Source organism: Brachybacterium fresconis (assembly GCF_017876515.1).
Classification (GTDB): Bacteria; Actinomycetota; Actinomycetes; order Actinomycetales; family Dermabacteraceae; genus Brachybacterium; species Brachybacterium fresconis.
This window is the reverse complement of the sequence record NZ_JAGIOC010000001.1, coordinates 2,554,411-2,575,629: the sequence shown is the minus strand read 5'-3', so window position 1 is coordinate 2,575,629 and position 21,219 is coordinate 2,554,411. Positions and strand designations below refer to the sequence as shown.

The following is a 21,219-nucleotide window of genomic DNA, read 5'->3' as shown; positions in this document are numbered from 1 at the left end:
ATGCGCAACGACATCAAGGCCCTCCGCACCGACCGGCGCTGGTCCCAGGCCGAGCTCGGCAGGGCCCTCGAAGTCTCCCGGCAGACCGTCATCGCGATCGAGAACGGCAGGTACGACCCGTCCCTCCCGCTGGCCTTCCGCATCGCCGCGGTCTTCGGCTCCTCGATCGAGGCGATCTTCCATCCCGACGACGGGGACCTCTCGGCGTGAACGGCTTAACCTGTTAACCTGACACTGCTTCTGTGGGGCGCGTCACGCCCGTGATGCACCCCCTGCCTCCGCCCCCACTCGGACTGCTCGCGCCCGCAGGTCGGCGCGGCCCGGAAAGGTGCCAGTCCTTCGTGCATCGCATGTCCCCCTCCTCGCCCGCCGACAGCACCCCGGTTCCCCGCGTCCGCGGCCTGTCCCGCCGCCACGCCCTCGGCCTCGGACTCGCGCTCGGCGGCACCCTCGCCCTCCCGCTGCCCGCCGCGCTCGCCGACGCGGGCCATGGCTCCGGGAGCGTCTCGGATCTGCGGCCGAGGCCGCGATCGGTCCAGGGCAGCGAGCACGAGGTGGTGCTGCGCGGAAAGGTGACGGTCGTGATCGGCGCGGAGACGGACACCGCCGCCCAGGAGGCTCTGGCCGAGGTGCTCCAGAGCGCCGGATCCCGCGTGCACACCGTCGTCGCGGGCTCCGCCGACGACATCGTGGCCGGGCCCCGCATCCACCTCGGCACGCCCGAGGACAATCCCACCATCGCCGTCCAGCTCGAGGCCGCCGGCGTTCCCGGCCCCGACGGCCTGGCCGCCGACGGCTACGTCCTGGCGACCGGACGGAACCGCGGGCCCGTGGTCACCCTGGCCGGCCGCGACGCCCGCGGCACGTACTACGCGGTCCAGACTCTGCGTCAGCTGCTCGCCGGCGGGTGGCGCGTTCCCGCCGTGCACGTGCGCGATGCTCCCCGGATGGAGATCCGCGGGGCGATCGAGGGTTTCTACGGGATCCCCTGGTCCCACCAGGCCCGTCTGGACCACTTCGCGTTCTACGGCGCGCACAAGCTCAACACCTACATCTACACCCCCAAGGACGACCTGCTGCTGCGCTCGAAGTGGCGCGAGCTGTACGAGGGGGAGGAGCTCGAGAAGCTCGCCGAGCTCGTGGGGACCGCGAGCGCGCACCATGTGAGCTTCACCTACGCGCTCTCACCCGGCAACGACATCACCTACGGCAGCGACGAGGACTTCGAGGCCACGGTCACGAAGTTCGAGCAGCTGCGCGAACTCGGGGTCACCCGCTTCTACATCGCGCTGGATGACATCCCCGGTGAGCTCGATGACGCCGACGCCGCCCAGTTCGCCTCCCTCGCCGAGGCGCAGGCCCACTACCTCACCCGTCTCCAGGAGGACTACGTCCAGGCCCACGGCCTCGAGCCTCTCGAGACCGTGCCCACCCATTACGCGGGCTCCGAGCCCAGCGCCTACAAGAGGACCTTCGGCGAGCAGACCCACCCCGACGTCCGCATCCAATGGACCGGCGAGGGGGTCTTCTCGCCCGAGGTCACCGAGGACTCCGTGGTGCGGGCGGTCGAGAGCTACCACACCGATCACCTGTTCATCTGGGACAACTTCCCGGTCAACGACGGGCGGCGCGACCGCCTGTTCCTGAACCCTCTCGAAGGTCGCGCCCCGACGCTGCACGAGCACATCGCCGGCTTCACCTCGAACCCGATGATCGAGCCCTACGCCTCGCTGATCGCCCTGGCGAACTATGCCGACTACTGCTGGGACCCGATCGTCTACGACGCCGAGGACTCCTGGCAGGCCGTGCTCGACGAACTCGCCGGGGCCGACGAGAAGATCCGCCACGACCTGCGGGTCTTCGTCGATCTGAACCTCCACTGGCCCTACCGCGACGGCTCTCCCACCGCTCCCGCGCTCTCGGCCGACGTCGAGGCCTTCTGGGCCGCGTACGACGGCGGGACCGACGGCGGCCAGGAGCTGAGCGAGCGTCTGGCCACCATCGTCGGCCTCGAGGACACCCTGGAGCCGATGGCCTCCCCGGGCTTCTACGCCGACACCCTCCCGTGGATCACCGCGGCCGGTCATTGGGCTGAGGCGTTGCGAGCCCAGCTCGAGATGCTGCGGGCGATCGTCGAGGACCGGCTGGAGGACGCCTCCGCCGCCGCGGCCCGGGTGGGTCAGCACATCGCGGCGGCCGGGGAGGCGACCGTGCCCGATCAGCGCGCGGACGGCGTCTACCGCGAGGACCAGATCGTCCCCAGCGTCGGCGACGGGGTCTTCGAGACCTTCGTGTCCCGGGCCTGGGAGGAGCTGCGGGCGGTGCTGCCCGATGATCCCTCCCTGCCCTTCCGCGGCCTGCCCGCCACCGCGAGCACGACACTGGGCACCTACCAGGACTATGCACCCGAGCGGATGGTCGACGGCGACCTGGCGACCATGTTCTGGTCCGACGCAGCACCGGAGGTCGACGACGAGATCCGCATCGATCTCGAGCAGATCCATCCCATCACCTTCGCCCGGATCCAGATGGCAGGCAGCGACACCACGGCTGGGGACCAGATCTACGAGGGCGTCCTCGAGTTCTCGGCCGACGGGACGAGCTGGTCGCAGGTCGGCTCCACCGACGGCTCCTCCGTCCTCGAGGTGACGCTGCCGGAGGCGCAGGAGGTCCGCGTCGCTCGACTGCGCGTGACCGGGAAGAACCCCGGCGGGCAGTGGGTGCAGGTGCGCGAGTTCGGACTGGGGGAGACGGCGCCTGCGTCCTGAGCGGACCAGCCTGGAGCGCTCGGTCGGTGGTCCTGTCGGTGGTTCTGTCGGTGGTCCTGTCGGCGGTCCGGTCGTCGGCGGGGACGGCGCGGGGCAGTGGCGCTCGGAACCCCGAAGCTGCGCCCCGGGCGGCAGCTAGGCTCGGGGCGTGCCCGTTCCTGCCCGGCCCCGACGTCACGACCCCGAGCGTCGTGATCGCATCATCGATGCCTGCCTCGACGTGATCGCCGAGCACGGGATGGCCGGCACGTCCCACCGGCGCGTGGCCGCTGCCGCCGATGTCCCGCTGGGGTCGATGACCTACCACTTCAGCGGAATGGACGAGCTGCTGCGGGAGGCCTTCGCGCGCTTCGCCGATCAGATGGCCGCGCGGGTCGAGCAGCGCATGGCATCCGCCGCGACGCTGGACGAGGCGCTCGAGGCCTTCGGCGCGAACATCGGTGAGGATGTCTTCTCCACGCAGCGGGAGCTGGTGATCTCCCAGGAGCTCTACACCCTGGCGGCGCGCCGCCCCGAATACCGCGACCTCACGAGCGCCTGGATGGCACGCACGCGCGCCACGCTCGCTCCCTTCGTCGACGAGGACACAGCCATCCTGCTGGATGCGATGAACGAGGGTCTCGCCCTGCACCGGGCGCTGCATACCGCGCCGGCGCGAACCGCGCTGATCGCGGAGGCACTGGGACGGCTCACCGCAGAGCGCTGAGGAGGTCTACCGCTGAGCGCTGACGCGGCTCAGCTGTGGTCGGTGATCGGTTCGGGCGCCGGCTGCGCACCGTGGTCGGCGGCGGGGCCACGGGTGCTCAGGACGCCGGACATCACGATGACCAGCAGTCCCGCCAGCGGAACCACCAGGAGGCCCATGCGCAGCCCGGCCGCATCGGCGACCAGGCCGACCAGCGGTGGTGAGGCCAGGAAGCCCAGCCGCATCAGCCACGACACGATCGTCAATCCGGTGCCGTGCCGCAGTCCCGGCAGGTCGTCGGCCTCCTGCATGGCCGCGGGCACCAGGGTCGCGCTGCCCAGCCCTGCCAGGGCGAAGCCGGCGACCGTGCCCGGCACCGTGGGGACGGCCAGGGCGCATCCCATGCCGAGGGTGATGACCACGCCCCCGCCCCGGGCGACGGCGCGCTGACCGAAGCGGTCCACCAGGCCATCGCCGATCGTGCGGCCGATGAACTGCGCGCCCACCAGGGCGATGTACCCGGTGGCGGCGATCGCTGCCGGGGCACCGAGATCGCGGCCGAGGTAGAGCGTCGCCCAGGAGTTGCCGGAATCCTCGACCAGGGTGCCGCCGATGGCGATGGCCACCAGTACCGACAGCATCACCGCGAGCCGTGCCCGGCTCGCGCCGGCGGCTGAGGGCGCTGTCCCGGCACCGGAGGAGGGGCCTGCCGGATCGGCCCCCGCCGGGATCTGCGTGTTCTCGGGGTCCTTCCCGGGCAGGGTGAAGCGCAGCGCCACCAGCGCGACCACCGCGAACAGCAGGCCGGAGGCCGCCAGATGGATCCGCAGCGGGATCTCGAGGGCGATCGCGAGGGCCGCCAGGGACCCGCCGAGCACCGCCCCGATGGACCAGACGGCATGGAAGGAGTTGATGATCGAGCGGCGGTAGGCGCGCTGGACCCGCAGGCCGTGCGCATTCTGCGCGACATCGGTGATCGCATCGCTGCCCCCGGCGCACAGCAGGGCGAGGGCCAGCAGTCCTGCGCTCGGTGACCAGGCGGCCCCCAGCAGTCCGAGAGCGGTCAGGATCGTCCCGCCGGTGGCCAGAGGCGCGGAGCCGAGCCGTCGGATCAGCGCCCCGGCTCCCAGTCCGGCCAGGATCGCGCCGGCGGGGAAGGCGGCCAGGACCAGCCCGTAGGTCGAATTGGTGAGTGCCAGCTCCGCCTTGATCTCGGGGTAGCGGGGCAGGAGATTGGCCAGCAGCGCCCCGTTCGTCAAGAACAGGGTGGCGACGGCCGCGCGGGCACGGCGCAGGGTGGACGGCTCGGAGCGCATGCGTACGATCGTACCCATGAGTCCGAGGCACGTCGCACGCCGCGTCGGACGTCACATCCGATCGAGCCCGCCGCGCGCCCTGCAGCGGGCGAACCGGGGGACGAGGTGGAGGGCTGGTGGCGGAGGGTTCGTGGCGGAGTGTTGACGGAGGGTTCGTGACGAAGGCAACTGCCCCCGGAACGACCCCGTCGGACGTATCCCCAGCGTGCAGGGGTAATCGGGCCTATGCATGTTCACTCGGCGAACGGCCCGTGCCGCGGCCGGGAGCGGACGCGTACCCTGGGCGGCGCTCCGACCTCCGCCTCGGCGGAGACCCCGTGACCCCGGGACCCCCGGGCCCTGAAAGGACCGCGATGATCGATTCGATGCTCCAGAACACGTACGACCAGGTGCTGCACCGCAACCCCGGTGAACCGGAGTTCCAGCAGGCGGTGCGGGAGGTCTTCGAGTCGCTGGAGGTCATCCAGGGTCGTCACCCGGAGTACAACGACCAGGGCATCATCATGCGCCTGTGCGAGCCGGAGCGTCAGATCATCTTCCGCGTCCCCTGGGTGGACGACGAGGGCACCGTCCAGATCAACCGCGGCTTCCGCGTCGAGTACAACTCCGCGCTCGGCCCCTACAAGGGCGGTCTGCGGTTCCACCCCTCCGTGAACCTCGGCATCGTGAAGTTCCTCGGCTTCGAGCAGATCTTCAAGAACTCCCTGACCGGGCTGCCCATCGGCGGCGGCAAGGGCGGCTCCGACTTCGACCCGCACGGGCGCAGCGACGGCGAGGTGATGCGCTTCTGCCAGTCCTTCATGACCGAGCTGCATCGGCACATGGGGGAGTACACCGACGTCCCCGCCGGCGACATCGGCGTCGGCGCCCGCGAGATCGGCTACCTCTTCGGCCAGTACAAGCGCCTGACCAATCGCTACGAGGCCGGCGTCCTGACCGGCAAGGGTCTGGACTGGGGCGGGTCCCTCGTGCGCAAGGAGGCCACCGGCTACGGTGCCGCGATCTTCGCCGACGAGATGCTCAAGGCCCGCGATTCCTCCTTCGACGGCCGTCGCGTCGCCGTCTCCGGCTCCGGCAACGTTGCGATCTACGCGATCGAGAAGGCGAAGCAGCTCGGGGGCATCCCGGTGACCGCATCGGACTCCTCCGGCTACGTCGTCGACGAGAACGGCATCGACTTCGAGCTGCTCCAGCAGGTCAAGGAGGTCGAGCGCGGACGCATCGTGGAGTACGCCGAGCGTCGGGGCGGGAGCGCCCGTTTCGTCCCCGGCGGCAGCGTCTGGGACGTCCCGGTCGACATCGCCCTGCCCAGCGCCACCCAGAACGAGCTCGACGCCGACGCCGCCCGCACCCTGGTCAAGAACGGGGTCCTCGCGGTCTCCGAGGGCGCGAACATGCCCTGCACGCCGGAAGCCGTGGGCATCTTCCACGACGCCGATGTGGCCTTCGGCCCGGGCAAGGCCGCGAACGCCGGCGGTGTGGCGACCAGCGCCCTGGAGATGCAGCAGAACGCCAGCCGCGATGCCTGGAGCTTCGGGCACACCGAGCAGCGGCTGACCGAGATCATGAAGGGCATCCACACCACCTGCCTGGAGACCGCCGACGAGCTCGGCCGTCCCGGCGACTACGTGGTGGGCGCGAACGTCGCCGGCTTCCGCAAGGTGGCCGACGCGATGATCGCCTTCGGCGTCATCTGAGCCGACCCACCGCCGCTCGCACGGCCTGCCCCTGACGCCATTGCGCGCTGTGCTTCCACGAACGGAAGCACAGCGCGCCATCGCGTTCGGGCCCAGAACTCGCGTCGCCGGCGGTGCCTCGATCGTCGTGCTCGGTGCGCGCACGACAGGCTCCCGGGTCGGGCCGTCGCAATGGTGAGCCGTCGCTATGATGAGCCGTCGCTATGGTGAGAAGGGTTCTCAACACCTGGTACGCTTCGTCGCATGATTCAGATGAGAACCATTGTCATGAAGCGGCGAGCTGTCGCGCTCCTCGGAGTCGGGGTGCTCGCCCTCTCGGCCTGCGCCGGAGCCGGAGAGGGGGGTGCGCCGTCCGGCGGAGGGGCCTCGGACGGAGGCTCCGACGCCGGCGGCGACACCGCGCCCGCCTCGGATCGCACCGAGGTCGGTGCCCTCTCGCCGCGCATCGTGCTCGCCCACGACGGCGGGATCACCACCCTCGATTCGGCCGACGGCAGCACCCTGAGCAGCGAGGACGTCGAGGGCTATGTGCGGTTGAACCCCGCCGGGGACGGCCGTCATGTCGCGGTCAGCGCCTCGGACACCATCACCATGTACGACACCGGTCTGCTCGCCCAGGGCCACGGCGACCACTTCCACTACTACGTGCAGGACCCGGCCCTGACCGACCTCTCGCTCGATGCTCCGATGCCAGGACACGTCGTCCCTCACGGGGACCGCACCGCGCTGTTCGCCGACGGCTCCGGGGAGATCACCGTCATCGACCCGAGCGCGCTCGGGGAGGGGGACCTCGGCGTGCTCGAGGAGACCAGCACCGCGGATCCCCACCACGGCGTCGCGGTGCCGCTGTCCGACGGCGGGCTGCTCACCACCCAGGGCACCGAGGAAGCCCGCAGCACGGTCCAGGTGCTCGACGCCGACGGGAACGTCACCGCCGAGACCGACGACTGCCCGGGCGTGCACGGGGAGGCGGCCGCCCAGTCCACCGAGAGCGGGGACGTGATCAGCCTGGGCTGCGAGAACGGTCCGGTGATCTACCGCGACGGAGAGTTCCACAAGGTCGCGATCGAGGGCGACTACCAGCGGTCCGGCAATCAGAAGGGGCATGAGGACTCACCGATCGTGCTCGCCGACCACAAGGTGCAGGCGGACCCCGCGGGAGGAGCCGAGCACCCCACCGAGATCGCACTGATCGATACCCGGGACGACACGATGAGCACCGTCGACCTGGGGTCGCCCTACTGGTTCCGCTCGCTGGACCGCGGCCCGGACGGTGAGGCACTGGTGCTCACCGCCGACGGGGAGCTGAACATCCTCGACCCGGACACCGGCGAGATGCTCCATGAGGTGCCGGTGACGGGGGAGTGGACCGAGCCGGAGAACTGGCAGGAGCCCGGCCCGATGCTGGACGTCGCCGATGGCACCGCCTTCGTCGTCGACCCCGCGGCACAGACGCTGACCATGGTCGATGTGGCCAGCGGCGAGATCTACCGCGAGCTGGATCTGCCGGTGGTCCCGCACGAGATCCAGGTGACCACCGGTACTGCCTCCGGCGAGTACGAGGTCGCGCCCGGGGCCGACGACGGTGCCGGTGCCGGGGACGCCGCATCCGACGATGCGGCGAGCGACGGCGGCGGTGAGCACGAGGACCACGAGGACCACGAGGACCACGAGGGCCACGAGCACGAGGGCCACGACCATGGGAGCGGCGACGGCGAGCACGAGGGGCACGAGCACTGACGAGCCCCATCACTCACGCGATTGCGCGCTGTGCTTCCGTTCGTGGAAGCACAGCGCGCAACGGTGGTGGTGCTGGTGCTGGTGCTGGTGCTGGTGCTGGTGGTGGTGGTGGTGCTGGTGGTGCTGGTGGTGCTGGTGGTGCTGGTGGTGGTGCTGGTGCTGGTGCTGGTCCGGCGGCGGTGACGGCCGCGGTGCCGGCGTCCGGGTGTGCGCGGGTCAGAACCCCAGCTGGTCGGCCCGAGCGATGATCGCCTCGGCGGTGGCGATCGTCTGGTCGACGTAGGCCTCCCCGAACAGATGCACATGCGCCAGCAGCCCGAAGAACAGGTGGGCGGGCAGGTCCTGCTCCCAGTCGCCCGGCATCGGATGCTCGGCCTCGTAGCCCTCGAAGATCGCGTCCAGGAACGGCGCTCCGAACAACGACAGCATCGCCAGGTCCTCGAGGCGGTGGCCGCCGTGCGCGGCAGGGTCGATGAGGGTCGCGCCGTCGGCGGTCCACAGCACGTTCCCGGACCACAGATCGCCGTGGACCCGGGAGGCCTCCTCGGTGCCCTGTCCGCTGATCCCGTCGAAGGCGCCGTCGGCGATCACGTCGATCGCCTCGTCGACCGTGTCGTGCCCGTCGGCACCGAGGGTGCGGGTGACGCGGTCGGCCAGCGGGCGCAGGCGGTCGTCGGCCCAGTAGTCCGGGAAGTCCTCGCGCACGTCGGAGGCGACGTCGAAGGGCTTCTCGAGCGGTCCGAACCAGGCCTTGTCCCCGGGTGCCCAGCCGAAGCCCTCGGCCCCGGCGTCGTGCAGCCGTGCCAGGCGGCGGCCGAACTCGCGGGCGGCCTCGGCCGTCGGCTCGACGGACTCCAGGCGCTCCAGGCGCAGCTCGTCCTTGCCGGTCTCGAGCACGGTCACCACGGGCACGGCCTGCGGCTCATCCAGCCAGGCGAGACCCGCCGCCTCGGCGGCGAAGTATCCCTGGGGCGCGCTGGGTCCGGTCTTCACGAAGTCACTCATGGGCCCACAGTACGCAGATGCCCAGGGGTGGGCGCCACCTGATGTGGACGGCTGCTCGGTCACACCGGCAGGCGGGCAGGTCAGGACGCGGCGTCCTGGTGCTCCGTCGTCGTCCCCGCGGCACCAGTTGGCACCCGCAGGGGCCGTCCGGCGAGGTAGCCGACCAGGGCGATCGCGATGATGAAGGCGAGCGTGCCCAGCGTGAGCGCCTCGAAGGCGGCATAGGGAACGCCCATCGCCGTCGTGACGCGCCGTGGCGTCCGTCGCATCCCGCCGTTTCCCGAGACGGCCCGCTCAGACCTCGATCGCGAGCTCGGCGGCCAGGGTGCCGCGCAGCAGCGGCAGCACCCGACGATGCGAGGCCCGGGTCGTAGCGCGCGAGGCGACATGCACCAGCATCGCGGTGCGGTCGTACGCGGTCCACGCCCGCATCCGCCGGCGCAGCGCGGCGAGGTCGGTGACCGAGGACGGCACCTCGCCGTGCTCGGCGCGGGCGCGCACATAGGCGCCCACGAAGGCGGCCACCTGCTCCTCGGACAGCGGCACGTACCAGGGTCCGCCGTGCACGGCGCCGCCGATGATCGCCAGGTCACGGGCGGGATCATCGCCCTGGGCCCACTCGAAGTCGATATAGCGCACGACGGGGTCGGCGCGTCCCCGCTCGGCGTGCTCCCACATGATGTTCGTGGTGCACAGGTCGCCGTGGGCGAGGGCGAATCCGTCCAGCTCCGCGATCTCCCCCTCGATGCCGGTGACCCGTTCCAGCGCGGCGGCCAGGAACGGCTCCAGGCCGTGTTCGGCGAGCACGCCGCCGTGCTGCTCCTGCCAGGAGGCGACCTCCTGCTCCACCTCGCGCAGCAGGGAGGGTGGTCCGGGCGGGACCGCGGCCCAGGCGTCCTCGCCGAGGGTGACCGGTCCGCGCCCCGGCGCAGGGACGGCGTGCAGCTGCGCGAGGCGTGCGGCATGGGCCTCCAGATGCCCCTGCGTCCAGGTCTCGGGAGCCGCGGCGGTGCCCGGCACCTCGGTGGTCACCACGTACGGGTGGCCGACGGGGCTGGTGCTCGGGTCGTCGTGCACGGCGATGGGGACGGGCCCCACCCCTCGCGGGGACAGGGTCAGCGCCGCGATCTCGTGGACGAGGTCCTGGTGCAGCTCCGACGGGGCGACGTGCGGGATCCGCACGATGACCGGGGCGTTCCCCTGCGGGATCACGCGCCAGGCGGCGAAGCGCTCGCCGACGCCGGCCAGGACCGCTCGCGCGGCGCCGGAGAGCGAGGACGGCAGCACCGACCGGTGCAGCCCTGGCAGCGGCAGCGGGGAGATGTCCTCGCGCAGCGGAAGGACCAGGGTGCCGCTGCGCCAGGCCTCGACCAGCCGCCGGCCCATCGCAGGGGACGCGGGATCCAGCAGGGCCGTGGGGTGGCCGGGACGACCGGGGACCATGGCACCTCCTGGGACGGGCCTTCGATCCTACGCGGCGACCGACGGCTGCTCTGCGGCCGCTGACCCGGGGCGCGGCGGTGAGCGAGTACCTTGGGGGCCGACCTGTTCCGCCGTCCCCCAGGAGTCCGCCCATGGAGCTCGCCCTGCTCGCGATCGGCGTCGGGGTCGGTGTCGGGATCGTGGTCGGGGCGCTCGGCGCGGGCGGCGGAATCCTCGCCGTGCCGGTCCTGGTGTTCCTGCTCGGCATGCCTGCGCATTCCGCGACGGCCTCCAGCCTGATCATCGTGCTGATCACCGCGCTGGTCAGCCTTCCGCACCACGCCCGTCACGGGAACGTCGAATGGCGCAACGGGCTCGTGTTCGCGGGGGTCTCGGTGGTCGGCGCGTTCGTCGGCTCCCGCCTGTCCTCGCTGGTGCCGGCGTCTGTTCTGCTCACCCTGTTCGGCGTGATGCTCGTCGGCGTGGCCGTGATGATGCTGCGTCGAGGGCTGCGCAGCCGCGCGGAGGAGCGCGCCGAGGCCGCCGCGCACTCCTGGCGGGCGGAGCACGAGGCCGACGAGCCGGTGACCACCCACGACGACCCCGTGCTGGACCAGCCGGGTCCCGATACCGTCGAGTCGGCCGACGGGATCCACCGCCATCATGGCGAGCCCGAGCTGCCGACGGCGCCGGCCCCGCCCGCCTCCCCGCGCTTGCCGCTGGTCCTGGCCGCGGCGACCGTCACCGGGTTCCTCACCGGCTTCTTCGGGGTGGGCGGTGGCTTCATCGTGGTGCCGATGCTGGTGATCGCGCTGGGCCTGGCGATGCGTCGCGCCTCCGGGACCAGCCTGCTGGTGATGGTGATCGCGACGGCCGCCAGCCTGTTGGCCCGCCTCGGCACCGAGGTGCAGATCGACTGGGCGACCACACTCATCTTCGCGGGCGGCTCTGCCGTCGGAGGCCTCCTCGGGGGGCCGCTGTCGACCAAGGCACGCCCATCGACGCTGACGCTGCTGTTCTCCGTGCTGCTGGGCGGGGTCGCGGCCGTGACCCTCGCCCAGACGCTGCTGTGAGGCGAGCCGCGCCGCGGTGAGGCGAGCCGTTGCGATGGGCCCCAGTGGCTCTCCTTCATCTCGAGAATTCGCTGGTCGTGCGCCCCGTATCCGTGGAAACGTGCTCGCCATGACTGCTCACGATCCCCGCCGCTTCGGACCGATGACTGCTCCCGAGCGGGAGACCCTCGACCATTGGGTCGACTTCTACCGCCAGAGCCTGCTGCTGAAGATCGACGGCCTGGACGCCGATCACCTGTGCCGCCGCTCCGTGCCGCCGTCGACCATGAGCCCGATCGGCCTCGTCCGCCATCTCACCGAGGTCGAAGCGTACTGGCTGCGTGAGGTCCTGCTGGAGGAGGAGCAGCCGGACCTGTACTGCACGGTGACCAGCCGGGAGGGGGACTTCGACGACGTCGATCCCGCGACCGCCGCGGCCGATGTCGAGCGGTACCGCGCAGAGCTCGTCGCCACCCGCGCCGCGCAGGCGAACTGGACGGACCTCGATGGACCCGTTCGCGGGCTGCGCCGCGGGGAGAGGGTGAATCTGCGCTGGATCCTCACCCATCTGATCGAGGAGTACGCCCGCCACCTCGGACATCTCGACCTGCTGCGCGAGGCGATCGACGGGCGTACCGGATACTGAGAGCCATGTCCTCAACGCCCCCACCCGACTCGCACGATCCCGCCGCCCCGTCCCCTGCCGCAGCGGCCGGTCCTGTGGACCGCGAGCAGGTCACCCTGCGTCTGCTCACAGCCGCTGATGCCCCTGCGCTGGTCGATCTCGAGACCCGCAATCGCGATCTTCTGCTGATCGGCGCACCGGACCGCTCCGAGGACTGGTTCACCGAAGCGGGCCAGCGCACCGCGATCGCCCACGCGCTCGGTGCCCACGAGGCGGGGCGCAGCCTCCCGCTGGGGATCTGGCTCGAGGAGCATGACCGGGCGCGTCTGGTCGGCCGCCTGACGCTGTCGGGGATCACCCGGGGTGCGTTCGAGTCCGCCTCACTCGGCTACTGGGTGGATCACCTCGTCACGGGTCGCGGCATTGCCACGCACGCCGTCCGCGCCGCGATCGCCGTGGCCTTCGGGGCGCTGCGCCTGCACCGGTTGCAGGCCGAGGTGCAGGTCGGCAACGACGCCTCCGTGCATCTGCTTCAGCGCTGCGGCTTCGCCGAGTACGGACTCGCCCCCTCCTACCTGCGCCTCGGCGGGGAGTGGGCCGACTGCCGGCTGTTCCAGCTGGTCGACGCGCGCTGGCGGCCGACGGATCATGCGACGGAACCGGCGGTCGGCGCTGACACGGAGTCGGTGTCCGCTCGTGCGGCGGGAACGGCACCCGAGTCCGCAGCGGAGCCAGGGCCCGGCGTGCTGGTCGTCGGCCCCGAGCTCCCGGAGCTGGGCGAGGTGCTGGATCTCTACGACGCGGTGGGCTGGAGCGCCTACACCGACGACCCCGCCACACTGGAACGTGCGTTCGCCGGCAGCTCCCACGTGGTGACCGCGCGCCGCGACGGGGAGCTGCTGGGGCTGGCACGGGTGCTCAGCGACGGCGCCACCCTCGCCTACCTTCAGGACGTGCTGGTCAGACCCGAGGTGCAACAGACGGGCCTGGGCCGCCGACTCGTCGCGGAGGCATTCGCGCCCTACGGCACGGTGCGCCAGCAGGTGCTGCTGACGGATGCCGAGCCGGGCCAATGGGCGTTCTACGAGGCACTCGGCTTCACCGAGGTCCACGACCACGAGGCAGGGCTGCGCTCCTTCGTCCGCCTGCGGTGACCCGCGCGGCACATGCCAGGGCGATCCCCGAGGTCGAGCACCATGCCCCGTGGTCGCTCACGCGGAGCAGACGATCTGACGAGTCGGATGGAGGAGGCGATCGCGACACGCCAGACCTCCACTCCGCGAGGTCATCTCAGGTGCCGACGCCGGCGACCGTCCCCACGGCGTCGTCGATGAGCCGGGCGGCCGCGCGAGCGGTGCGGGCGTCGACGTCGAGCGACGGATTCAGCTCCACCACGTCCAGCAGGGCCAGCTTCCCGCTGCCCGCCGCGGCGCGCACGGCCGCCGCGATCAGCGGCAGCGGGACCCCGTAGGCCGCCGGTGCGGAGACGCCCGGCGCGGTGGCCGCCGGCAGCACGTCCAGGTCGATGGTCAGATAGAGGATGTCCAGGCCGGCGGCGAAATCCTCGACGAACCGCCGGATCCCGTCGGCGCCCGCCTCCAGGCACTGCTGGTCGGTCCACCACCGCACGCCCAGCTCCCGGGCCCGGGTGAACAGGGCACCGGTGTTGGAGGGCTCGGCGATCCCGAGCACCGCGTAGCGCAGGTCGCGCCCTGCCTGCTGCTCGGCGCGGGCCATCTGGGCGAAAGGAGTGCCGGAGGTGGGGCGCGGCTCCTTGCGCAGGTCGAAGTGGGCATCGAGGTTCAGCACGCCCCAGCGCTGTCCTGCCCGGGGCCCGAGTCCGGAGCCCATCAGCCCTCGATACGAGGACCAGGCCGTCTCGTGCCCGCCCCCGAGCACCACGCTCAGGCGAGCGCCGGGCCGGTCCAGCGCCGCGCTGGTCAGCGCGGACGCGCGATCCTGCCCACCCTCGAGGTCCTGCCCGACGGTCTCCGCGTCCCCCAGGTCGTGCAGGCCCACTGCGCCCTCGGCCAGCGGCCCGTGCAGCGCCAGCGGGGCGAGTGCCCGGCGCAGCGCGGCCGGCCCGTCGGCCGCCCCGGCCCGGCCGCGGTTGCGTCGCACGCCCTCGTCCGAGCGGAAGCCGAGGACGGCGATGTGCGGGGCCTCTGCCGACGGAGCCGACGGGACAGCGGAGCCGGTCTGACGGGCCGAGTCACCTCGGGCGGCGCCACTATCCCCGGAGGCCCTGCCCGATGCGACGGGCGCGGGAGCCCCGTCGGCCGCCACCACCTGCACGCGCTGGTGCCAGCGGGAGTGCTCGGGGCCGTCGCCGTCGTGCCGGCCGCTCCAGAGCGCGGCGGCGTCGGGGGAGTTCGTCATCGGGGCTCCTCACCTCGGGATCGGGTGGCATCCTGGACCATCATGGCACCCCCGAAAGTTCCCGCCGCCGACGCGACGGTGCGGATGCTGACCTTCCTCGCCGCGCAGCGCTCGCCGATCGCCGCGGCCCGTATCGCCGACGAGCTCGACCTGCCGCGCTCGCGCACCTACGACCTGCTCGCGACGCTGGTCGAGCACGGGTACGTCATGCACCTGGACCAGGAGCGGGTGTACGGACTGGGGCCGGCGGCCCATGAACTCTCCGGCGCCTACCTGCGCCAGGAGCCGCTGGCGCGGATCGGCCGTCGGGTGATGGAGGCGATGGTCGACGAGGTCGGGGAGTCGGGGCACCTCGCGGTGCTGCACGGCCGGGACGTGCTCTACGTGATCGAGGAGCGCGCCCGGAACCGTCCCGGCCTGGTCACCGACGTGGGCGTGCGGCTGTCCGCGCACCTGACCGCGAGCGGGCGCGCGATCCTCGCCGCGCTGCCCCCGGCGCAGGTGCGCGCCCTGTTCGGCACCCGCGCCGACTTCACGTCCCGCACCGCGGCCCGCGGCCCTGAAGGCCCGCGCGACCTGCGGGAGCTGCTCGCCCGGGTGCGAGCCGACGGCGTGGCCCACGAGGCCGGGGAGGTCACCGAGGAGCTCGCCTCCGTGGCGGCGGTGGTGCGCGATCATGCCGGCTGGCCCGCGGCCTCGGTCGCGATCACCTTCGAGGAGGCGCGGGCCACCGAGGCCGATCGCGAGCGCTGCACGGCCGCCGTGCGCGCCGCGGCCGCGGAGATCACCCGGCGGCTCGGGGGTCGCCGCCCCGAGGCATCGGCGTGACGCGAGGATCGTCGGACGACGGGCTCGCTGCGGCGAAGGACGACGGGACCGCTGCTGGTAGCGTGCGCGGCGCAGGAATTCCTGGAGGAGGCGGTGCGGATGGTCCGACAGCACAAGCGGGACGAGGACGAGGAGCGCCGACGCCTCGGGAAGACCGACGAGCCCGTCGAGGACGCGCTGGTCGAGGAGTTCCGCAACACGGTCGCCGAGGGGGCCAACCGGCTGAACCGCACGTGGCGGGCCCTGATCATCACCGGCCTGTTCGGCGGGATCGACGTCGGCCTGGGTCTGATGGCGATGCTCGCCGTGCTGCACGCGACCGATTCGAAGCTGCTCGGCGGGCTCGCCTTCGGCATCGGCCTGTACGCGATGCGCCTGGCGCACTCGGAGCTGTTCACCGAGGACTTCCTGCTGCCCCTGAACGCGGTCGTCTCCCATCACGGCACCTGGCTCCAGCTGCTGCGGCTGTGGGCGACGACGCTGGTGACGAACCTCGTCGGCGGCTGGGCCTTCGCCTGGATCGTGGTCGCCGCCTTCCCCGTCTTCGAGAACGACCTGATCGAGACGGCCACGGGATACATGGACAAGGGGCTGACTCTCGAGACCGGTGCTCTCGCCGTCCTCGCAGGGTTCACGATCACGCTCATCACCAGGATGAACCAGGGCTCCAGCGAAGGGATCGCGACGCTCGCGAACTCGCTCATCTCCGGGCTCCTGGTGGTGGGACTGGGGATGCTCCACGGAGCGCTGAGCTCCGCGGTGATCTTCGGGGCGATGCACACCGGGGCCGACATCCCCTACACCGACTGGCTGGTCTGGCTCTCCTGGGTGATCCCGCTGAACATGATCGGCGGGCTCGTGATCCTCGCCGGTCCGCGCCTGCTGCGCACCTGGGAGCTGGTCACCCAGGAGCGGGCCGCGCAGGACCGGGACCGGGACGAACCCTCCGTCGTCCTCTGACCGCGACCGCCATCGGTTGATCGCGGTCGCCGTCCGTCGACCCGACCGTCCTCCTCCGGATCGCCTACCGAAAGCTCCTGCTGTCCGGGATACCGGACATGATCGCTCCCGGCCCCCTCGACCCACCGGAGCTCGGGGTGCTGTCCTGGTCGGAGCACCGCGCCAGCCCCCGACCCCAGGAGCCAGAGATGTCCCTCCCCGGAGCCCGCCCCGTCCGCGCCCCCCGCGGAACCGCCCTCACTGCGAAGTCCTGGCAGACCGAGGCCCCGCTGCGCATGCTCATGAACAACCTCGACCCCGAGGTCGCCGAACGCCCCGACGACCTCGTCGTCTACGGGGGCACCGGCCGCGCCGCCCGCTCCTGGGACGCCTACGACGCCATCGTCGACACCCTGGCGGACCTCGAGGAGGACGAGACGCTGCTGGTCCAGTCCGGCAAGCCCGTCGGCGTGCTGCGCACCCACGAGTGGGCCCCGCGCGTGCTGCTGGCCAACTCCAACCTCGTCGGCGACTGGGCCACCTGGCCCGAGTTCCGCAGGCTCGAGGCCGAGGGCCTGACCATGTACGGGCAGATGACCGCCGGATCCTGGATCTATATCGCCACCCAGGGCATCCTCCAGGGCACCTACGAGACCTTCGCCGCCGTGGCCGCCAAGCGCTTCGGCGGCACGCTCGCCGGCACCATCACCCTGACCGGCGGCTGCGGCGGCATGGGCGGAGCCCAGCCCCTGGCCGTCACCCTCAACGACGGCGTGTGCCTGATCGCGGACGTGGACCGCGCCCGCCTCGAGCGCCGCGTCGCCAAGCGCTACTGCCACGAGATCGCCGAGGACCTCGAGGACGCGATCGCCCGGGCCAATGCCGCCAAGGCGGAGAAGCGCGGTCTCTCGATCGGCATCGTCGGCAATGCGGCCGAGATCTTCCCCGCCCTGCTTCAGCGGCACACGGCGGGCGACATCCACATCGACGTCGTCACCGACCAGACCAGCGCTCACGACCCGCTGTCCTACCTCCCCACCGAGGTGAGCGTCGAGGAATGGCACCGCGAGGCCGAGGCCGACGAGGAGGGCTTCACCAAGAAGTCCCGCGAGTCCATGGCCCGCCAGGTCCAGGCCATGGTCGAGTTCCAGGATGCCGGCGCCGAGGTCTTCGACTACGGCAACTCCATCCGTGACGAGGCCCGTCACGCCGGGTACGACCGCGCCTTCGCCTTCCCCGGCTTCGTGCCCGCCTACATCCGTCCCCTGTTCTGCGAGGGCCTCGGCCCGTTCCGCTGGGTGGCGCTGTCCGGCGACCCCGAGGACATCAAGGTCACCGACGCCGCGCTGAAGAACCTGTTCCCCCAGAACGAGCACCTGCACCGCTGGCTCGATGCCGCGGATGAGTTCGTCGAGTTCGAGGGCCTGCCCGCCCGCATCTGCTGGCTCGGCTACGGGGAGCGGCACAAGGCCGGGATGCTCTTCAACGACCTCGTCCGCGACGGCAAGGTCTCAGCGCCGATCGTGATCGGCCGCGACCACCTCGACTCCGGATCCGTCGCCTCCCCGTACCGGGAGACCGAGGCGATGCTCGACGGCTCCGACGCGATCGCCGACTGGCCGCTGCTGAACGCCCTGACCTCCACCTCCTCCGGCGCCACCTGGGTCTCCATCCACCACGGCGGCGGCGTCGGCATCGGCCGTTCGATCCACGCCGGCCAGGTGGGCCTGGCCGACGGCACCGAGCTCGCGGGGCGCAAGCTCGAGCGCCTGCTGACCAACGACCCGGCGATGGGCGTGATCCGCCACGTCGACGCCGGCTACTCGCGCGCCGACCAGGTCGCCCACGAACGCGGCGTGCGGGTCCCGATGACCCCCACCCGGCGGGACTGACCCCCGTCCCCACCGATCCCCGTCCCGGCGCCGGCCGGACCGACGTTCGGACCGGCCTCAGGACACACTCTCCCCACCCTCACCCGCAGGAGGCACCGGCATGACCAGCACCCTGATCACCGGCATCAGCGAGCTGTGGACCCTCGACCCCGCGCTCGACGACCCCGCGGCCCCGCACGGCGCAGCCGACGGGCAGGTGCTGCGCGGGGCCGCCCTTGTGATCGAGGACGGCGTGATCGCCTGGACCGGGCGGGCCGCCGAGGCCCCGTCGGCCGATGACTCCGTCGACGTCGGCGGGCGGGCCGTGCTGCCCGGCTGGGTCGACTCCCACAGCCATCTGATCTTCGACGGCGACCGCGCCGCCGAATTCGAGGCCCGCATGGCCGGACAGTCCTACGCCGCCGGCGGCATCGGAGTCACCACCGAGGCCACCCGTTCCGCCTCCGACGACCGCCTGGAGCACCTGGTCCGCTCCCGCATCGCCGAGGCCGTCGCCGGCGGGACCACCTGCCTGGAGACCAAGACCGGCTACGGCCTCACGCTCGAGCAGGAGCTGCGCGCCGCCCGCCTCGCCTCCTCGCTGGTCGAGGCCGGGCAGCTGGACGAGGCCACGTTCCTCGGCGCCCACCTGGTGCCCGCCGAGTTCGACGGCCGCGACGGCAGGCCGGGGGCGGACGCCTACGTCGACCTGGTCAGCGGTGAGATGCTCGCCGCCGTCGCGCCGCATGTGCGCTGGATCGACGTGTTCTGCGAGGACGGAGCCTTCGACCCCGAGCAGTCCGAGCAGGTGCTGCGCGCCGGTGCCGCGGCCGGGCTGGGCCTGCGCGTGCACGGCCATCAGCTGGGCCGCTCCGGCGGTGTGGGCCTGGCCGTCGAGCTCGGCGCCGCCAGCGTCGATCACGTCAACCACCTCGAGGACACCGATGTCGAGGCGCTCGCCGGGGCGCGCGGGACCACGGTCGCGACCGCGCTGCCGGCCTGCGACCTCTCCACCCGGGCACCGCTGGCGCCCGCCCGCCGCCTGCTCGACGCCGGCGCGGACGTCGCGATCGCCTCGAACTGCAATCCCGGAACCAGCTACACCAGCGCCATGACCTTCTGCGTGGCCACCGCCGTGCTGCAGATGCACCTCTCGCTCGCCGAGGCCGTCCGCGCCGCCACCCGCGGTGGGGCGCTGGCGCTGCGCCGCGAGGACGTCGGCCACCTCGCCGTCGGCGCGCGCGCCGACCTGCACGTGCTCGACGCGCCCGCCGCCATCCATCTCGCCTACCGGCCCGGGATGCCGCTCACCCACGGGGTATGGCGCGCCGGCGTCCGGCAGACCTGACCCCACGGCACCGACGTCGCCGCCCCGACCCGCAGCCCTGACCACCGCAGCACCGACCCTGCAGCCCTGACCACCGCAGCACCGACCTCTACCCCCTGAGGAGGCCGTCGATGACGACGCCCGATGCTCTCGCCGTCCCCGGTCCCGACGACGCCCGTCGCAGCACCGACGGGCAGTACTTCGCCGGCTCCGCCACCGCCCGCGCCGGATCCGTGATCGGCGTCGACGGGACCGAACGTGCCATCCCGCCGCACCGCTGGCGCTTCCTGATCTACAGCACCATCGGGCTGGCGATGTTCTTCGTCTCGATCGAGATCGGCGGGACGTCGACCATCCTGGTCGACCACGTGCTGACCCTTGTCCAGTGGGTGCTCGGCGCGGCGGTGCCATGGGTCGTCGTCGCTCTCGTCCTGTTCGGCACGATCCGCCCGTTCGTGACCGGCTCCTGGCGCCGCGGCGCTCTGCGCACCGTCTTCGCGCTCGCGAACATCGTCGGACTCGTCGTCGCGGTGTGCGCCGCGGCCGGCTACTACCCGGGGCCGCTGGCGAACCCGGACATCGGACCGTTCCTGTGGGAGAAGCTCGCGATCCCCGTCGGCCTCATCGTGCCGGTCGGCGCGGTGTTCCTCGCCCTGCTGATCAACTACGGGCTGATGGAGTTCATCGGCGTGCTGGTCCAGCCGATCATGCGCCCCGTGTGGAAGGTCCCCGGTCGCGCCGCGGTCGACGCGGTCGCCTCCTTCGTCGGCTCCTACTCGCTGGCGCTGCTGATCACCGACAAGGTCTATCGCCAGGGCCGGTACACCGGCAAGGAAGCGGCGATCATCGCCACCGGGTTCTCGACCGTCTCGGCCACGTTCATGGTGATCGTCGCCAGCACCTTGGACCTGATGCAGCACTGGACGCTGTACTTCTTCCTCACCCTGGTGGTGACCTTCGCGGTCACCGCGATCACGGTGCGGATCCCTCCGCTGCGCGCGGTTCCCGACGAGACCTTCGAATCCGTCGCCCACGTCCCGGAGCCGCGGGCGCAGGGCAACCGCATCGCCCATGCCTGGGACGAGGCGATGCGCGCCCTCGCGGTGGCACCGGGTCTCGTGCGCGGCACCTGGGCGACGTTCAAGGACGGCGTGCTGATGAGCTCCGCGATCGTCCCGTCGATCCTGTCGATCGGCCTCGCGGGCCTGCTGCTGGCCACCTACACCCCGGTGTTCGACCTGATGGGCTGGCTGTTCGTGCCGTTCGCCTATCTCGTCCAGCTCCCGGATCCGGCGCTGGCGGGCAAGGCCGTCTCGGTGGGCATCGCGGAGATGTTCCTGCCGGCCACGGTCGTCGCGGGCCACGAGTCCGAGGTGCTGCGCCTGACCGTCGGCGTCACCGCCGTCTCCCAGATCGTGTTCTTCTCCGCCCTGGTGCCCTCGATCCTGGCCACCTCGATCCCCGTCAGCGTGGGACGGCTCGTGGTGCTCTGGTTCGAGCGCGTGGTGCTGACGATCCTGATCACCGCGCCGCTGGCGCACCTGCTGCTGTGAGGGTGCTGCGGC

Annotated in this window: 19 protein-coding genes; 14 read left to right on the top strand and 5 right to left on the bottom strand. The window is 71.9% G+C overall.

Features of this window, described 5'->3' with window-relative positions:
* The 3 genes from JOF44_RS11580 (at position 1) to JOF44_RS11570 (ending at position 3,474) form a co-directional block, all read left to right on the top strand.
* Entirely contained in the window at positions 1–210 is a 210-nt protein-coding gene (locus tag JOF44_RS11580) for a helix-turn-helix transcriptional regulator (protein ID WP_209891281.1), read from the top strand.
* 140 nt (positions 211–350) lie between these two features.
* Positions 351–2,768: a glycoside hydrolase family 84 protein gene (locus tag JOF44_RS11575; RefSeq protein ID WP_245349407.1), complete on the top strand. Its 2,418-nt coding sequence runs from the start codon at positions 351–353 to the stop codon at positions 2,766–2,768.
* 148 nt (positions 2,769–2,916) lie between these two features.
* Positions 2,917–3,474, top strand: a complete 558-nt coding sequence (locus tag JOF44_RS11570; RefSeq protein ID WP_342591764.1) for a TetR/AcrR family transcriptional regulator — start codon at positions 2,917–2,919, stop codon at positions 3,472–3,474.
* A gap of 29 nt (positions 3,475–3,503) precedes the next feature.
* Here the strand turns inward: JOF44_RS11570 and JOF44_RS11565 are convergent, their stop codons facing one another.
* Positions 3,504–4,769 (bottom strand): MFS transporter, encoded by a 1,266-nt coding sequence (locus JOF44_RS11565; RefSeq protein WP_209891274.1) that lies wholly within the window; start codon positions 4,767–4,769, stop codon positions 3,504–3,506.
* A gap of 353 nt (positions 4,770–5,122) precedes the next feature.
* On the opposite strand from JOF44_RS11565, the gene gdhA reads away from it, so the two are divergent.
* From gdhA to JOF44_RS11550, 3 genes are all read left to right on the top strand, one after another.
* A complete protein-coding gene (gene gdhA / locus JOF44_RS11560; protein ID WP_209891271.1) occupies positions 5,123–6,466 on the top strand; it encodes an NADP-specific glutamate dehydrogenase in 1,344 nt (447 codons plus the stop codon).
* A gap of 243 nt (positions 6,467–6,709) precedes the next feature.
* Positions 6,710–8,206: a hypothetical protein gene (locus JOF44_RS11555; protein WP_245348926.1), complete on the top strand. Its 1,497-nt coding sequence runs from the start codon at positions 6,710–6,712 to the stop codon at positions 8,204–8,206.
* Positions 8,207–8,248: 42 nt separating this feature from the next.
* Positions 8,249–8,389, top strand: coding sequence for a hypothetical protein (locus JOF44_RS11550; protein ID WP_209891268.1), 141 nt, complete (start codon positions 8,249–8,251; stop codon positions 8,387–8,389).
* Positions 8,390–8,422: 33 nt separating this feature from the next.
* Here JOF44_RS11550 and JOF44_RS11545 read toward each other — a convergent pair whose 3' ends face one another.
* The 3 genes from JOF44_RS11545 to JOF44_RS11535 all read right to left on the bottom strand — a co-directional run bounded on the left by JOF44_RS11545 (position 8,423) and on the right by JOF44_RS11535 (position 10,654).
* Positions 8,423–9,211, bottom strand: a complete 789-nt coding sequence (locus JOF44_RS11545) for a fructosamine kinase family protein (RefSeq protein ID WP_209891265.1) — start codon at positions 9,209–9,211, stop codon at positions 8,423–8,425.
* 80 nt (positions 9,212–9,291) lie between these two features.
* Positions 9,292–9,447 (bottom strand): hypothetical protein, encoded by a 156-nt coding sequence (locus tag JOF44_RS11540; protein WP_209891262.1) that lies wholly within the window; start codon positions 9,445–9,447, stop codon positions 9,292–9,294.
* A 58-nt stretch (positions 9,448–9,505) separates the two neighbouring features.
* Positions 9,506–10,654, bottom strand: a complete 1,149-nt coding sequence (locus tag JOF44_RS11535; protein WP_209891259.1) for an aminoglycoside phosphotransferase family protein — start codon at positions 10,652–10,654, stop codon at positions 9,506–9,508.
* 131 nt (positions 10,655–10,785) lie between these two features.
* Here JOF44_RS11535 and JOF44_RS11530 point away from each other — a divergent pair, with 131 nt between their 5' ends.
* From JOF44_RS11530 to JOF44_RS21155, 3 genes are all read left to right on the top strand, one after another.
* Complete coding sequence (locus tag JOF44_RS11530) at positions 10,786–11,706, top strand: sulfite exporter TauE/SafE family protein (RefSeq protein WP_209891256.1); 921 nt, start codon at positions 10,786–10,788, stop codon at positions 11,704–11,706.
* Between the two features lie 109 nt (positions 11,707–11,815).
* Entirely contained in the window at positions 11,816–12,331 is a 516-nt protein-coding gene (locus JOF44_RS11525; protein WP_209891253.1) for a DinB family protein, read from the top strand.
* 5 nt (positions 12,332–12,336) lie between these two features.
* Positions 12,337–13,464 (top strand): GNAT family N-acetyltransferase, encoded by a 1,128-nt coding sequence (locus JOF44_RS21155; RefSeq protein ID WP_342591763.1) that lies wholly within the window; start codon positions 12,337–12,339, stop codon positions 13,462–13,464.
* A gap of 136 nt (positions 13,465–13,600) precedes the next feature.
* Here JOF44_RS21155 and hutG read toward each other — a convergent pair whose 3' ends face one another.
* A complete protein-coding gene (hutG, locus tag JOF44_RS11510) occupies positions 13,601–14,689 on the bottom strand; it encodes a formimidoylglutamase (protein WP_209891250.1) in 1,089 nt (362 codons plus the stop codon).
* A 42-nt stretch (positions 14,690–14,731) separates the two neighbouring features.
* Here hutG and JOF44_RS11505 point away from each other — a divergent pair, with 42 nt between their 5' ends.
* The 5 genes from JOF44_RS11505 (at position 14,732) to JOF44_RS11485 (ending at position 21,207) form a co-directional block, all read left to right on the top strand.
* On the top strand, positions 14,732–15,517 hold the full coding sequence (locus JOF44_RS11505) for an IclR family transcriptional regulator (protein ID WP_209891248.1): 786 nt from the start codon (positions 14,732–14,734) through the stop codon (positions 15,515–15,517).
* Between the two features lie 99 nt (positions 15,518–15,616).
* Positions 15,617–16,477 (top strand): formate/nitrite transporter family protein, encoded by an 861-nt coding sequence (locus JOF44_RS11500; protein WP_209891246.1) that lies wholly within the window; start codon positions 15,617–15,619, stop codon positions 16,475–16,477.
* 188 nt (positions 16,478–16,665) lie between these two features.
* Complete coding sequence (gene hutU / locus JOF44_RS11495; RefSeq protein ID WP_209891243.1) at positions 16,666–18,348, top strand: urocanate hydratase; 1,683 nt, start codon at positions 16,666–16,668, stop codon at positions 18,346–18,348.
* A gap of 100 nt (positions 18,349–18,448) precedes the next feature.
* Positions 18,449–19,675, top strand: a complete 1,227-nt coding sequence (gene hutI / locus JOF44_RS11490) for an imidazolonepropionase (RefSeq protein WP_209891240.1) — start codon at positions 18,449–18,451, stop codon at positions 19,673–19,675.
* Positions 19,676–19,785: 110 nt separating this feature from the next.
* Entirely contained in the window at positions 19,786–21,207 is a 1,422-nt protein-coding gene (locus JOF44_RS11485) for a YjiH family protein (RefSeq protein WP_209891237.1), read from the top strand.
* Positions 21,208–21,219 lie beyond the last annotated feature (12 nt).